Origin of the sequence: Corynebacterium sp. (genome assembly GCF_030532195.1) — a bacterium.
Taxonomy (GTDB): domain Bacteria; phylum Actinomycetota; class Actinomycetes; order Mycobacteriales; family Mycobacteriaceae; genus Corynebacterium.
The window spans coordinates 410669-424459 of the sequence record NZ_JAUNLP010000001.1; the positions used below are offsets into that span (position 1 = coordinate 410669).

A 13791-nucleotide genomic window follows, 5' to 3' on the forward strand; every position below is an offset into this window, starting at 1 on the left:
CAGGAGGGCAAGCCAGGCCAGGACGGTAAGCCAGGTAAGGACGGTAAGCCGGGCAAGAATGGTACCAACGTTGTTCCGCAGCCGAAGACCAATGTCGAGCCGTGGATCCACATTTCCCCGCGCACTCCGCAGCCAGCTCAGAACAACACCGTTCAGCAGCCAGCCGCTCCGAAGTGCCCACTGGCTATGATTAACGTTGACTCCTTCCACATCAGCGACAACACTGTCTCTGTGCTGGTCGGTGGCGCAAACGCTGCTCACCAGGCTCTGAAGGTTCTGTAAGATCCTGACGAGCTAAGGTTCGTTCCTCAACGATTGAACCCCTGACACCTTCCTCACAAGGAAGTGCTGTCAGGGGTTTTAATTTCTGCCTAAAAAACACGTGCTCCTGGGGCAGCACACGACGTCGTCAAGCAAAATCAGCAGCAACAACAACTTTGCGTGCGCCTACAGTCTTCTCCCCTGCCCCCTACTCCACGTTCTTTGGCGGTCTGCCCAGATAGCGCTTAACGCTTTTCGACGCACAACACAGGTCGCTCGGGCGTGAAAGATATCATGTAATGCTCCATACGCCCTGCGAAATGTGAGCCAATAGAAAACCCGCAGCGGACGCCTCGATAAGGCCCCCAAACTGCGGGAAATCTAAATTATGAGAGCTTAGCGGCCGCCGAGCAGCGCATCGACAAAACTGTCGGGCTCAAACGGCGCAAGGTGGTCAGCGCCCTCACCAAGACCAACCAGTTTGACGGGCACGCCCAGCTCATTTTGAACCTGGAAGACAATGCCACCCTTGGCGGTACCGTCCAGCTTGGTCAGCGCAACACCGGTAATATCCACAACATCGCGGAAGGTACGAGCCTGCAGCAGACCATTTTGGCCGACGGTCGCGTCAAGTACCAGAATGACCTCGTCAACCTGTGCCTTCTTTTCCACAACGCGCTTAATCTTGTCCAGCTGATCCATCAGGCCAACCTTGGTGTGCAGACGACCAGCGGTGTCAATCAGTACGACATCTGCACCGGATTCAATGCCGTAAGAGACGGCCTCAAAAGCGATCGAGGCTGGGTCTGCGCCCTCAGCACCGCGAACGGTCTCGGCACCGACGCGGCGCCCCCAGGTCTCCAGCTGGTCGGCCGCGGCGGCACGGAAGGTATCCGCAGCACCCAGAACAACTCGATGACCTCCGGCAACGAGGACTCGCGCAAGCTTACCGGTAGTCGTCGTCTTACCCGTGCCGTTGACACCAACGACCAGGATCACAGCGGGCTTGCCCTCATGCGGCAATGCACGAATGGAACGATCCATCTGCGGCTGGCACTCTTCAATCAGTACTTCTCGCAGCAAGGCACGAGCCTGCTCTTCAGAGTTAACCTTTTGGCTGGCAATCCGTTCACGCAGCTTATCGACAACTCGCTGCGTTGCGGCAGCACCGAGGTCCGCCATGACAAGGGTGTCTTCGACTTCCTCCCAGGCATCCTCGTCCAAGTCACCGGCACCCAGAATGCCGAGGACAGACTGGCCAATTGCATTCTGCGAACGTGACAAGCGACCGCGCAGACGATTCAGACGGCCCTCTGCAGGGTCAATTGTGTCCAGCTGATGGGCTGGCTTTTCCGGCTCCGGCTCTGGTGTCTGCTCCGGCTCCTGCTCTGGTGCTGGCGCTGCTTCAGGCGCAGGTTCCGCCTTCGGAGTCGGCTGCGGCTTTGGTTCCGGCTCTGGCTCTACATCCGGCTCCGCCTTGGGCTCCGGCAAATCAGGCAGCTCAACCGGAATTTCCGGCATCTCCTGATCAATTGGAGTCTGCAGCGCAGTGGGATTATCCGGGATTTCCAGCCGGCCTTCCGGCAACAGCAATGAGCCGTCCGTAGCCTTACCGTCCGCCTTATCCTTCGGCTGCTCCGTTGGCTTCTCAACCGGCGGAATAACCTGCTTTTCAACAGGTTTCTCGGTAGGCTTCGCAATCGGTTTTTCCACCGGCTGCTTTTCACGGGTATCAGTGCCGCCACCAGCAGGAGCGAAGTTGAAACCGCTGGTTGCCTGGTAATTACCAGACTTTTCCTGCTGAGTTAGCTCCTTCGTCTCTTCCTTGGAAAAAGAAATGCGCTGATTCTGCCGACGGCGGTACCCGACGACAAAAATCAGCGCGATAATAACGATGATCGCGACAACGAGGATAATCCACTGAGTAGGAGTCATACCTCTTATTATGCAGTATTAACTACTCCGACTGCCTGATATCGCCTGCTTGTTCCTTCGCGGATGCCGATGCCGGGGACATGCGCTGGGAAATTACCCGCGTCACGCCGTCGCCACGCATGGTCACGCCGTAAAGAACGTTGGCAACATCCATCGTGGGCTTCTGGTGGGTAATGACAATCAGCTGACTTGTCTCGCGGAGTTCCTCTAGCAGGGCGATGAGACGCCGCAAGTTGACGTCGTCAAGCGCGGCTTCCACCTCGTCGAGCACGTAGAACGGGCTTGGCCGTGCGCGGAAGATGGCGACGAGCATAGCCAACGCGGTGAGCGACTTCTCGCCGCCGGACAGCAGCGACAGGCGCTTGACTTTCTTCCCCGGCGGACGCGCCTCGACTTCGATGCCGGTAGTGAGCAGATTATCGGGTTCGGTGAGAACCAATCGCCCCTCGCCGCCGGGAAACAGCGTTTCGAAGACAGCGGGAAACTCCGCCTCTACGTCCTTCCACGCATCGGCGAACAGCTGCAGAATCGTCGCATCGACCTCTTCGACAACGTCGATGAGGTCTTTGCGGGCCTTTAAGACATCATCGAGCTGCGTGGACAGGAAGGAGTAGCGCTCCTCCATCGCCTTATATTCTTCAAGCGCCAGCGGATTAACGCGCCCCAGCACACGCAAGTCCTTCTCAGCCTGCTTGAGCTGCTTAGTCACGGCAGCGCGGTCAAAATCCTCATCCGGCGCGAAATCAGCAAGCAGATCATCGACTGAGAGTCCCAGCTGATCGACAATGCGTTCTTCCGCCTCCGTGACACGCACCTGTGCCTGGGCACGGGCAATATCGCCCTGATGAGCAGAATCGGTGAGCAGCGCCAGGTCGCGCTGCGCGTTGTTCGCCTCAGTGCGTGCTGCCGACAGTGCCTGCGACACCGTCTGCTTCTGCGCTTCGGCATCATCGCGGTCGGCCTCGGCACGCGCGAGCGACACACTGACCTTGGCATGCAGGTCCTCCGCGAGCTCCGCGACGACCTCCGCCAACTCACGCTGCGCGACCTTCGCCAACTGCGCCTGCTCGTGGCGGTTCTTCGCCACGCGCTCCGACGCCGCCTGCCTGCGTAGCCGCTCCGCCTTACCACGCACGCTGTTGTGCCGCTCCTCCGCCGTACGCAGGGCAAGACGCGCCTCCGTCTCCATCGCACGCACTGCCGTCAGAGCTTCTGACGTGCGGTCACGTTCGCTTGTCGACGGTTCCCCCTCCTCGGGGTCACGGTCTACGCGAGCTAAGCGGTCTGCGACTTCCTCCAATTCCTTCCGGAGTTTGGCCACACGCTCGGTTGCCTCGGCTCCGCGCTGCTCGGCTCGTTCCGCGTCATGGACGACTCCGGACAGCTGTGCCGTAGCACGCGTACGCGCATCAGAGAGAACCTTCATACGACTTTGATGCTCACGCAACGCCGCGCGAGCTGCCGCCGCATCGGTGCGACGGTCCTCTTCTTCGGCAGCGGCGCCGGAGAGCACACCGCCGAGATCACTTAGACGCGTCTGCGCTGCACTGAGTTCTTCCCGAGCCTTCGCAATGTCGGCGGCGATTTCCACACCTGAGGCACGACCGCCAGCGCCACCTGCAATCCACCCAGAACCGCGCAGGACACCGTCACGGTCAACAACCCGCAATCGAGTGTCCTGCGCAACCAATTCCCTGGCCTGCTGATCGTCGTCGCAAGCTACGACATCGACCAGCAAGGTAGTCAAAGCCCCAGAGAGATTTTCCGGAATCGTCAGATGGTCGAGCAACCAACTGGCCTTTGCCGGCAGAGTAATGTCCAGCCGCCAGGTGTCAGCTGCAGTCGCAGCATCGATAACAACGGCACTGCCCTTGCCGGACGCGACCAGTTCGTCGATAAGCAACTCCCCACCGCCCTCGCTGACCAGCGCTTCGGCGGCGGCACCGAGAGCTACGGTAAGGGCCTTTTCCCAGCCGGAATCGACATCGATGACCTCAGAGAGCGCGCCGAGTCCGTGGTTTTCGCGCAGCCACGCGGTGCCGTCGTTTGCAGCGGCGGTGCGAGCGGTCTCCAGCGCCTCGATGCGCGCGGACAATCCGGAAACAGTGCGCTCCAGATCACGCTCGTCGGCACGGAGTTCCTTCAGGCGAGCGGATGCAAGCTCGGCTTCACGGTTCGCCTGCTCATACGCACTTTGCAGCTCGGGGCCTTCAAGTTCAGCCTCTGCAAGTTCCTGAGCTGCGATTTCAACGGCCTCGGTGGCATCGGCGCGGCGTTCATCGGCCTCATCGGTCTGCTCAGTAAGCCGTGCGGCTTCTGCTTCAGCAGCTTCCAGTCGAGTGCGCAGAGACTCCTCGGCAGAGATGAGGCGGACAACGCCCTCGCGGCGGTCAGCGATGGCGCGAACAGCGGCGAGGTGCTCTGCTTCGGCCTCGCGGAAAGCCTCTTCGGCATCAAAGAGAGTCTCGCGGACTTCCTCCAGCTTCTCGCGGGCCTCGGTCTCCGCCTCAGCGAGTGTGGCCTCCTCTGTAGCAGCGTCATCGGCGCGCTGTTCGAGGAAGTCCGGATCGGGGCCAACCCACGGAGTCACAGAGTGATCGGCAGCGCGATCAGCGGCAATACGAGCGGTGGCCTGCACACGTTCGCCGAGTGCGGAGAGCCTAAACCACAAGTCGCGCGCGGCATCAGCTGCAGGCGTGATTTCCTCGAGCTCGACTTCGAGTTCGGCAGTGCGCTCAGCGGCGATTTCTGACCGTTCGGTAGCTGCCTCTACCTTCTCTTCAATAAGCTTGGCCTGACCTGCAATGTCATCGAGGCTCGACTGCAAGTCGACAAAGTCCGCAGCGGCCAGGCGCAACTTGGCATCACGCAGATCCGCTTGCACTGTCTGTGCGCGCGAGGCGGCTTCTGCCTGCCGCTTCAAAGGTTTGAGCTGTCGCGACAGTTCACCAGTCAAATCCTGCAGACGATCCAAGTTGGCCTGCATGGACTGCAACTTGCGCTGCGCCTTTTCCTTACGGCGGCGATGCTTGAGCACACCTGCCGCCTCTTCAATGAAAGCGCGACGCTCTTCTGGACGGGACTCCAAAATCTGCGAAAGCCGACCCTGGCCGACGATGATATGCATCTCGCGGCCAATGCCGGTATCACTGAGCAACTCCTGGACATCCATCAGTCGTACGCGGGAGCCGTTAATTTCGTATTCGCTCGCACCGTCGCGGTACATGCGGCGGGTAACGGAGACTTCCTTGTACTGAATGGGCAGCGCACCATCGGAGTTGTCGATGGTCAGCGTGACCTCAGCGCGGCCCAGGGGCTTTCGACCGGAGGTTCCGGCGAAGATGACATCTTCCATCTTGCCGCCGCGCAGTGTCTTGGCCGAGTGCTCTCCCATAACCCAGGCAAGTGCGTCTACGACGTTGGATTTTCCTGAGCCATTGGGGCCGACAACTGCGCAAATGCCCGGCTCGAATTTCATAGTCGTCGCCGAAGCGAAGGACTTAAAGCCCTTCAGAGTCAGCGATTTCAAGTACATGGGGCTAAATTCTACCTATCTGATTAGGGATAGGCCTAAACCGCTGCTGGACCGCTTTCTCCAGTACGGACACGGACGACGCGTTCGACATTTGTCACCCATACTTTGCCATCACCGATCTTGCCCGTGCGCGCCGCCGTACAGATGGCCTCGAGAGCCTGTTCCAGCTGTTCATCGGCCACAACAACTTCAACGCGGGACTTTTGAACAAATTCGACCGTGTACTCCGCGCCACGGTAAACCTCAGAGTGTCCCTTCTGTTGGCCGTAGCCCTCGGCATCGACAACGGTCATGCCGCTGACATTGATTTCTTCCAAGCCGTCGCGGATCTCTTCGATAGTAAATGGCTTGACTACTGCAGTAATGAGTTTCATGGCTTACTCCTTATCTATTAGCCATTTATGTTTCCGCTAGACCACGGCCTGATTCGGGGAAGCGTATGCGGATTCCCCGTGCTGGCTGACATCGATGCCGGAGAACTCGTCTTCCCTATCAATGCGCCAGCCCACGGTGGACTTCAACGCCGTCGCAATAACCCAGGTGAGAATGCCCGAGAAGATCACAGCGAACACGGCGATGAGAATCTGAATAACAAAGAGCTTGAGCCCCTCCATGCCACCGCCGGTAAGCAGACCACGGTCATTGGCAAACAGACCGACACCAGTCGTACCCCACAGTGCAGCGACCAGGTGCACCCCGACTACGTCGAGTGTGTCATCGAAATTGAACTTGTACTTCAGGCTGACACCCCAGCACGCCAGCGCACCGCCGATGTAGCCCAGGATGATGGAGGTCACCGGGTTCATGTCACCGGCTGCCGGTGTGATGGTCACAAGACCTGCGATGACGCCGGAGGCCGCACCCAGCGAGGTGGCGTGCCCATCACGAATACGCTCCAGCGTAATCCAGCCGAGCATGCCGACACAGGCAGCAACAGTGGTGTTTACCCAGGCCAGACCGGCATTGCCATCCGCGGCAAATGCGGAGCCCGCGTTGAAGCCAAACCAACCGAACCACAGCAGGGCCGCACCCAGCATGACCAGCGGCAGGTTGTGAGGACGGTGCTGGCTGTTGATAACCGACTTGCGCTTGCCGACGATAATCGCCAGCACCAGAGCTGCCGTACCTGCGGCGATGTGAACAACCGTGCCACCGGCAAAGTCAATTGGAGCAATCAGCGCCTCACCGTCGGCCACGCCGAAGAGCTTTGCCGACAAGCTCTCCGCGGAGTGACTCAGCAGTCCGCCGCCCCACACCATGAAGGCCATCGGGAAGTAGACCACCGTCGACCATGCGCCGACAAAGATCAGCCAGGTGGAGAACTTCACGCGCTCAGCCAGTGCGCCGGAGATAAGCGCCACCGAGATGGCGCAGAAGGTCAGCTGGAACCCGATATCAATGATGTTCGGGTAGCCGCTGGCACCTGCGATGTAGTTGCCGTCGGCATCTGTAATCGAGTTACGCAGGCCGAAAAACTCGAATGGGTTGGCAAAAATTCCGCCGATGGACTGCGTGCCATACGACATCGACCAACCCCACAAGACGTAGATGGCACCGACGACACCAACGGCACCAAAGCTCATCATCATCATGTTGAGCACCGACTTCTGCCGCGACATGCCGCCGTAGAACAGCGCAAGCGCCGGTGTCATGAGCAAAACCAACGAAGCCGAGATCAGCATCCACGCTGAGTTTCCCGACTGTGCAATAACTTCTTCAGGCGTCATCTCTGCCTCCCTGTTTCTTCAGTAGGTAGTAATAAATTTAAACGACATTCCTCCGTATTTGCGTAGACTTTTTCTTCTTTATGAAGTATTTACATTAGCTTCCCACCCCACAACACCGTTAGTCCCACCCGCCCGCATTACGCTCAGGCACAGAAAAACCCCCCGCTACCTGCACAGAAAATTCCACACAGGGCGAGGGATGAAAAACTTTTGACTTTTTAACGCGCTACACCAACACGGGGGCAAAACACGCGGAGCATATGCCCGCTTAACGACGGTCGAAGCTGCTCAATGTCCCCTTCGGCTCATTGAACATCGGCACCACGGTTGTCACAGTCCCCGGAGTATCCGGACCTTCTAGCCAGGACAGCAGGGACTCACACGCATCCCGTGGCCCCTCGGCAACAACCAGTACTCGACCGTCCGGATAGTTCTGCGCATACCCAACCAGCCCCAACTCCAGTGCGCGAGCGCGGGTGTACCAGCGAAAGCCGACACCTTGGACACGACCGTGTACCCACGCGGTGAGGCGGACGTCGTTAAGCGGCATTGGCATCACGTACCGTCATTGGATCGGAACCATCCCAGCATTCAATCTTGTCGTGACCGGGGAGATTCGGCAGATCATCGCGGTGGAACACCGGGTTTAGGCCCTTGGCCTTCTGCGCGGAGTAGTTGCTCAGCAGCGCGACCGCCGCGCCACCCAGCGGCAGGATGGCGATGATATTAATCGTTGCCATGATTGCCGAGAACGTATCCGCCAGTGCCCACACCAGCGGCACCGAACCGATTGCACCACCGACGACGCACAGCACGACCAGCACGCGGACAGTGTTCAGTGCAGCCTTGCTCTTGGCCAGGAACGGAACATTGGCCTCGGCGTAGTAGTAATTACCCATCAGCGAGGAAAACGCCAGGAAGAAGATGATGACGGTGACAGCGTGGATGGCCCAGCTACCGACCTGCGCGGACAGGGCGGCCTGAGTCAGCGCGGTGCCCTCTGCGTCGCCGCCAAATTGCGGGTCGGACAGCAGAATAATCACGGCCGTAATGGTGCAGACGACCCAGGTATCGAAGTAGACACCCATTGTCTGAATAAGTCCCTGCTTGACAGGATGCGACACCGATGCGGTAGCAGCGGCGTTCGGGGTCGAGCCCATACCGGCCTCGTTGGAGAACAGACCACGGCGGATACCCTGCATCATCGCGGTACCCACGGCTGCACCTGCGATTTCACGGATGCCAAAGGCGTGCTCGAAAATCAGCTTGATCATGGCCGGTACCTCGGTGATGTTGAGCGCCAGCACAATCAGACCGAGAACGATGTAGGCCACTGCCATGATTGGCACGACAATCTGCGTGACCGCCGAGATGCGCTGCACGCCACCGAAGATAACAACACCGGTCAGAATCGCCAGCACAATGCCAACACCCAGCTTGAAGCCAGTGGAGTCATTGCCAGTCGACTCCGCCACCGCCGCAGTAATCGAGTTCGACTGCACAGCATTGAACACAAAACCGTACGTCACCGTGATAGCCAGCACGAACAGCGTTGCCACCCAACGCCAGTTCTCCCCCAGCCCCTTGGTGATGTAGTACGCCGGACCACCGCGGTAGGAATCCTTATCGCGCACTTTGTACAGCTGCGCCAGCGTGGACTCCACAAAGCTGGTCGCACCACCGATTGCGGCCAACAACCACATCCAAAACACCGCGCCCGGACCGCCAGTGGTGATTGCCACCGCAACGCCTGCGACGTTACCGGTACCCACACGGGATGCCGCTGAAATAGTGAAGGCCTTGAAGGCCGAAATTCCCTTGACACCCTCCGAGATGTCCGAAGGCTTTTCCGTGATCGCCTTGAACATCTCCGGAATGTAGCGCAGCTGCACCACGATGGTCCGCCAGCAGAAGTACAGGCCCGCACCGCTGAGCAGCAGAATCATGAACAGCCAGTACTTGTCGTTCCAGGCGTTGACCCAATCGGTCGCCGTTTCCATGAAGCTCATGGGAAAAGTTTAGCGCTGGCACCTAGGACACAGATAACTCGATCTATTCGCAAATGGCAGCCGCACAATCGCGCGCCCACACCGCGGGCACGGCTCACCCGCGCGACCATAGACATTGAGGCTCCGCTCAAAATAGCCACTTTCTCCATTGACGTGCACATATAGCGCGTCGAAGCTTGTCCCACCCGCCGCGAGTGCGCGCCGCAGCACCACCTGTCCTTCACGCAAGAGCTTCGCTAACCGACGAATCGACAGGTCACTAGCCGGTACGCGACCATCAACCTTTGCCGCCCACAGCATCTCATCGGCATAAATATTGCCGATACCAGAGACAATATTCTGGTTGAGCAACACACTTTTGACAGCTGCGCGCGAGCGCACCATGCGGTGCGCAAGCGCCACCACATCGAGATTTGGCTCAAGCAAATCAGACGCGATATTCGCAGCCGGTTCGGGCACCATGCGGCCGCGGGATTCCACGAGCTCGCAGGCCCAGACCCACCCAAATGTGCGCTGATCATTAAAGTTGATCAGGTGCCGTGCGCCGTCCGGCAAGCTCATATCAAAGGCTGCCCGGGTGTGGCGACCGGGATCTGTCTCTGGCGTGTACGGAGGCTCAACGCGCAGTTGGCCGCTCATGCCCAAGTGGATGGCGATGGCGGAGTCGTCGTCAAGCACGAGCCACATAAACTTGCCGCGCCGATCGGTAGCGATAACGCGTCGGCCTTGCGTGCGTGCGATAAATTCGGCGGCACCACCGGGCTGACGACGCACAGCGCGCGGATTGTAGACGAACGTCTGGTCGATGCGACCGCCGACGACATACGCGTCAAGCCCGCGGCGAACGGACTCGACCTCAGGGAGTTCGGGCATTAGGCCAGCGCAGTGTGTGCCTGGTGCGCGGCGTGCATCTCGGCTTCCTTCTTTGTCGCGCCAGTGCCGCTGCCCTTGACCACGCCGTTGACCAGCACATCGACGTAGAACGTCAAGTCGTGGTCAGGGCCGGTCGTGCGCACGGTGTACTCCGGTGCCGGAAGGTGCTTGGCCGACAGACGCTCCTGCAGCAGCGTCTTCCAGTCACGGCCGCGCGATTCCGTCGGAGCGTCATCAATCATCTTGCTGAACAGACGAAGCACGGTATCGCGAGCGACCTCAAAGCCATGCTGCAGGTAGATTGCACCCAGCAGCGCCTCGGTGGTGTCGGCGAGAATCGAATGCTTGTCTTCGCCGCCCGTGGCCTTTTCACCACGACCGAGCAAAATGTGCTGGCCAAGGCCAATGCTGCGCGCCAAATCAGCCAGGGCGTACATATTCACCACACCGGCACGCATCTTGGAAATGTCCTGCTCAGCGCGGTCCGGGAAGCGGCGATAGAGCTCTTCAGCAACGCACATGCCCAGCACGGCGTCACCCAAGAACTCCAGGCGCTCGTTATTGGTGAGTCCGCCATTTTCATTTGCGAAACTGCGGTGCGTCAGAGCCAGCTTGAGAGCATCATCTGGCAGCTCAACACCGAGATTTTCCATAAGCGGGGCGTGATCGACTGCACCAAATGCAGCCTCCCTAGCCGCCTCACCGGTTAGCCGACGCTTGCGGCTCATCCGTCATATCTCCTTTGATTTATTTCTTATCTTCTCCGAGCGAGCCAAACTTCTCCGCCAGGGCAGCCCAACGCGGATCAATTCGCTCCTCTTCACCCGAAATTCCATCCGGTTCCGGCACATCAGAGCCCGACTGCTCGCAGGTGCCACCGTAGGTCTCACAGGTTGGATTAAACGGCAGCTTCAAACCGGCTTCGTCAATGAGAGCCTGAGTGATATCCACCGTATCGTCGACAATCTTGCCGACTTCTTCGTCCACCTCGTCTTCATCAGCGTCATCGCCGGTGATGAAGTCCTCCTCGTTGGAAAATACCGCTGAGATGTGGAACGACAGTTCCGGGTGAAGCGGGGCCAAGCAACGAGCACACTCACCTGTGGCCTGTGCCGTCACGGTCGCGTCAACCATGACACCAGTGCCGATGTTCGTGATAATGCCGTCAACAACGACCTCTGTACCAGCAGCGATACCAATCATCTCAGCGCCAACGCGCACAGGGGCATCGCCTACCTTGCGGAACTGCTCGGGCATATCGTCCTGCAAGCACGTAGAGACGTCCAGAATAAAAGGGGATGAGTCAGTCATGATAGACGCCAGTCTACCCTGAAGACGCCCTAACGCTCGTACCGGCGGCGTTCGTACCCCTCAGCAGCGCCGGTGGCCTGGTTCTGGTTACCTGCAACAGAGCTACCGCCCACGGCACCAGCGCCAGAGCGTAGTGCCGAGCGGTTGCGGCCAACGTTGCGCAGAGTCTCCTGCAGAGTCGTTTCAAACTCAGCGAGCTTGCTGTCAACGTAGCGGTCACACTCTTCCCGCAGACGGGACGAATCCGCGTGAGCGTCAGCGAGCAAGCGACGGGATTCCTCGTTGGCCTCGCGGACCACGGTGGATTCCGAAACCAGGCGAGCCTGCTCTTCGCGGCCTTCGGCAACCGAGCGCTCATACGATTCATTACCGGCCGTGACCAGGCGATCTGCTTCAGCAGAAGCACGGTCAACTACCGTCTCGTACTCGTGCTGAGCATTGTCGCGGATGCGACGGGCATCGTCCTCAGCAGCGGCAACAGTGCCCGCGGCATGTGCGTTTGCATCTTCAATGGTGTGGTTGGCGCGCGCCTCCGCCTCGTCGACAATACGGCGGGCTTCATCATCCGCAGTGGTGATGGTGTTGTTCGCGCGAGCATCCGCGTCATTGAGAATCTCATCTCGCTGATCCAGCACATCCTGTGCATCATCAAGCTCTGTCGGGAAAGCATCCCGTAGCTCATCAAGCAGCTCTAGAACCCGCTGACGCGGCACCATGCAGTTGGCCGACAGCGGCACACCATGAGCTTCTTCCAGGATCTGGACTAGTTCATCGAGGGATTCAAAGACGCGAAACATGGTTTCATGCTACTTGAGTCGGCGCTGAAGGGCGCGCAAGACAGGCTCAGGAACCAAACCTTCCACCGAACCGCCGTAGCGAACGACTTCCTTCATCAAGGTCGAGGAAACGTGACCGTACCGAGGATCGGCCTCCATAAACAGCGTCTCAATGCCGGTCATACGACGGTTCATCTGCGCCATTGGCACTTCGTACTCATAGTCCGCAGCAGAGCGCAGCCCCTTAACCAGGCACGAGATGTCATGGGCTGAGGTGTAATCCACCAGCAACTTCGACCACGAGTCCACCTCGACATTATCCAGGTGGCAGGTGCACTGGCGAATCAGGTCCATGCGCTCATCGACATCGAACATTCCCTGCTTATTGGGGTTGTGCGTGACCAGCACAGTGACCTTTTCAAACTGCTGAGAGGCGCGTTCCACCACATCGAGGTGGCCGGATGTCATCGGATCGTAGGAGCCGGGGCAACATGCGTGAGTCATTGGGGAGCTAAACCACCTTCGATACGTCGTAAAGCGTTGTTCAAGCGACTTTATGCGTTGTAGATAGCAGTGTCGAAGCGAGCCAGGCCGTGGATGCGGCGCTTGAGCTTCTGCTCCAGCGGCTCATAGCCCTCCGGCCACTGCGTTTCCGCATCGTCGCGGTGACGCTCCACCGTCACCACCGCACCCGGCACCAAGAACGCGCGCAGGGCCTCAAGCATCTCCGTGACGGCCTCTCCTGCCAGCTCATACGGTGGGTCAGCGATAACGCGATCAAAGGGCCTGCCCGGCGCGCCGGCCAGGTAACTGGAGACCTTCATCGGCGCCAGGGTGACATCGGGGTGCCCGACCGTGCGCATGTTTTTCTCAATTGCCGCAATCGCGCCTGGATCATTTTCCACCAGCACCACGGAGTCAGCACCGCGGGAGGCGGCTTCGAGCCCCAGTGCGCCGGAACCGGCAAACAGGTCGAGCACACGTGTGCCCTCTAGGCCAAAGCGTGTGGACCAGGAGGAAAAGATTGCCTCCTTAGCGCGGTCACTGGTCGGGCGGGTGTGGTCTCCCTTCGGCGTGACCAGTCTGCGGCCGCGTGCTTCACCTGCAATAATGCGGGTCATTTACTCCCCTTCGTGCGTCTGATTCTGCGACGGATTGATTTTTGCCAGTAGCTGGCCGCCTTCGACATCGGCGAACTGCGCTGTGGCCAGCGAGGTAACCGTACCTGGGCACGGCGCCACCACGGGGGCCTCGAGTTTGACCGCTTCAACAACTGCAATCACTTGACCGGTTGTCACCGACTCATTTTCGGCGACCTCCCAGCGGACTACTCCTGCAAAAGGTGCACAGACATCTACCATGCC

14 protein-coding genes are annotated in these 13791 nt (G+C 59.3%); 1 reads left to right on the top strand and 13 read right to left on the bottom strand.

What is annotated here, in order from left to right:
• Positions 1-282: hypothetical protein (locus Q4E11_RS01825; RefSeq protein WP_303163136.1), on the top strand; the 282-nt coding region annotated here is incomplete at its 5' end.
• A gap of 375 nt (positions 283-657) precedes the next feature.
• Here the strand turns inward: Q4E11_RS01825 and ftsY are convergent.
• From ftsY to Q4E11_RS01890, 13 genes are all read right to left on the bottom strand, one after another.
• Positions 658-2196 carry a signal recognition particle-docking protein FtsY gene (ftsY, locus tag Q4E11_RS01830; RefSeq protein ID WP_303163137.1) on the bottom strand — a complete coding sequence of 513 codons (1539 nt, stop codon included), beginning with the start codon at positions 2194-2196 and terminating at the stop codon, positions 658-660.
• Between the two features lie 22 nt (positions 2197-2218).
• Positions 2219-5731, bottom strand: a complete 3513-nt coding sequence (gene smc / locus Q4E11_RS01835; RefSeq protein WP_303163139.1) for a chromosome segregation protein SMC — start codon at positions 5729-5731, stop codon at positions 2219-2221.
• A 35-nt stretch (positions 5732-5766) separates the two neighbouring features.
• Entirely contained in the window at positions 5767-6105 is a 339-nt protein-coding gene (locus Q4E11_RS01840) for a P-II family nitrogen regulator (RefSeq protein ID WP_303163140.1), read from the bottom strand.
• Between the two features lie 36 nt (positions 6106-6141).
• The gene (locus Q4E11_RS01845; protein ID WP_303163141.1) at positions 6142-7458 is read right to left on the bottom strand and encodes an ammonium transporter; all 1317 of its coding nucleotides are present in this window, start codon (positions 7456-7458) and stop codon (positions 6142-6144) included.
• A gap of 268 nt (positions 7459-7726) precedes the next feature.
• A complete protein-coding gene (locus Q4E11_RS01850; protein WP_303163479.1) occupies positions 7727-8008 on the bottom strand; it encodes an acylphosphatase in 282 nt (93 codons plus the stop codon).
• Positions 7998-9458 (bottom strand): sodium:alanine symporter family protein, encoded by a 1461-nt coding sequence (locus Q4E11_RS01855; protein WP_303163480.1) that lies wholly within the window; start codon positions 9456-9458, stop codon positions 7998-8000. Before Q4E11_RS01855 ends, Q4E11_RS01850 begins: the two co-directional genes overlap by 11 nt.
• An 18-nt stretch (positions 9459-9476) precedes the next feature.
• Positions 9477-10340, bottom strand: a complete 864-nt coding sequence (gene mutM, locus Q4E11_RS01860; RefSeq protein ID WP_303163143.1) for a bifunctional DNA-formamidopyrimidine glycosylase/DNA-(apurinic or apyrimidinic site) lyase — start codon at positions 10338-10340, stop codon at positions 9477-9479.
• Positions 10340-11068 carry a ribonuclease III gene (gene rnc, locus Q4E11_RS01865; protein WP_303163145.1) on the bottom strand — a complete coding sequence of 243 codons (729 nt, stop codon included), beginning with the start codon at positions 11066-11068 and terminating at the stop codon, positions 10340-10342. The genes mutM and rnc overlap by 1 nt, the downstream gene beginning before the upstream one ends.
• A 19-nt stretch (positions 11069-11087) precedes the next feature.
• Positions 11088-11651, bottom strand: a complete 564-nt coding sequence (locus tag Q4E11_RS01870; RefSeq protein ID WP_303163147.1) for a DUF177 domain-containing protein — start codon at positions 11649-11651, stop codon at positions 11088-11090.
• Between the two features lie 29 nt (positions 11652-11680).
• Positions 11681-12448, bottom strand: a complete 768-nt coding sequence (locus tag Q4E11_RS01875) for a DivIVA domain-containing protein (RefSeq protein WP_303163149.1) — start codon at positions 12446-12448, stop codon at positions 11681-11683.
• A gap of 9 nt (positions 12449-12457) precedes the next feature.
• Entirely contained in the window at positions 12458-12931 is a 474-nt protein-coding gene (gene coaD, locus Q4E11_RS01880) for a pantetheine-phosphate adenylyltransferase (RefSeq protein ID WP_303163150.1), read from the bottom strand.
• Between the two features lie 50 nt (positions 12932-12981).
• Positions 12982-13548 carry a 16S rRNA (guanine(966)-N(2))-methyltransferase RsmD gene (rsmD, locus tag Q4E11_RS01885; protein ID WP_303163151.1) on the bottom strand — a complete coding sequence of 189 codons (567 nt, stop codon included), beginning with the start codon at positions 13546-13548 and terminating at the stop codon, positions 12982-12984.
• Positions 13549-13788, bottom strand: coding sequence for an acetyl-CoA carboxylase biotin carboxyl carrier protein subunit (locus tag Q4E11_RS01890; RefSeq protein ID WP_368410392.1), 240 nt, complete (start codon positions 13786-13788; stop codon positions 13549-13551).
• Between the last annotated feature and the right edge of the window lie 3 nt (positions 13789-13791).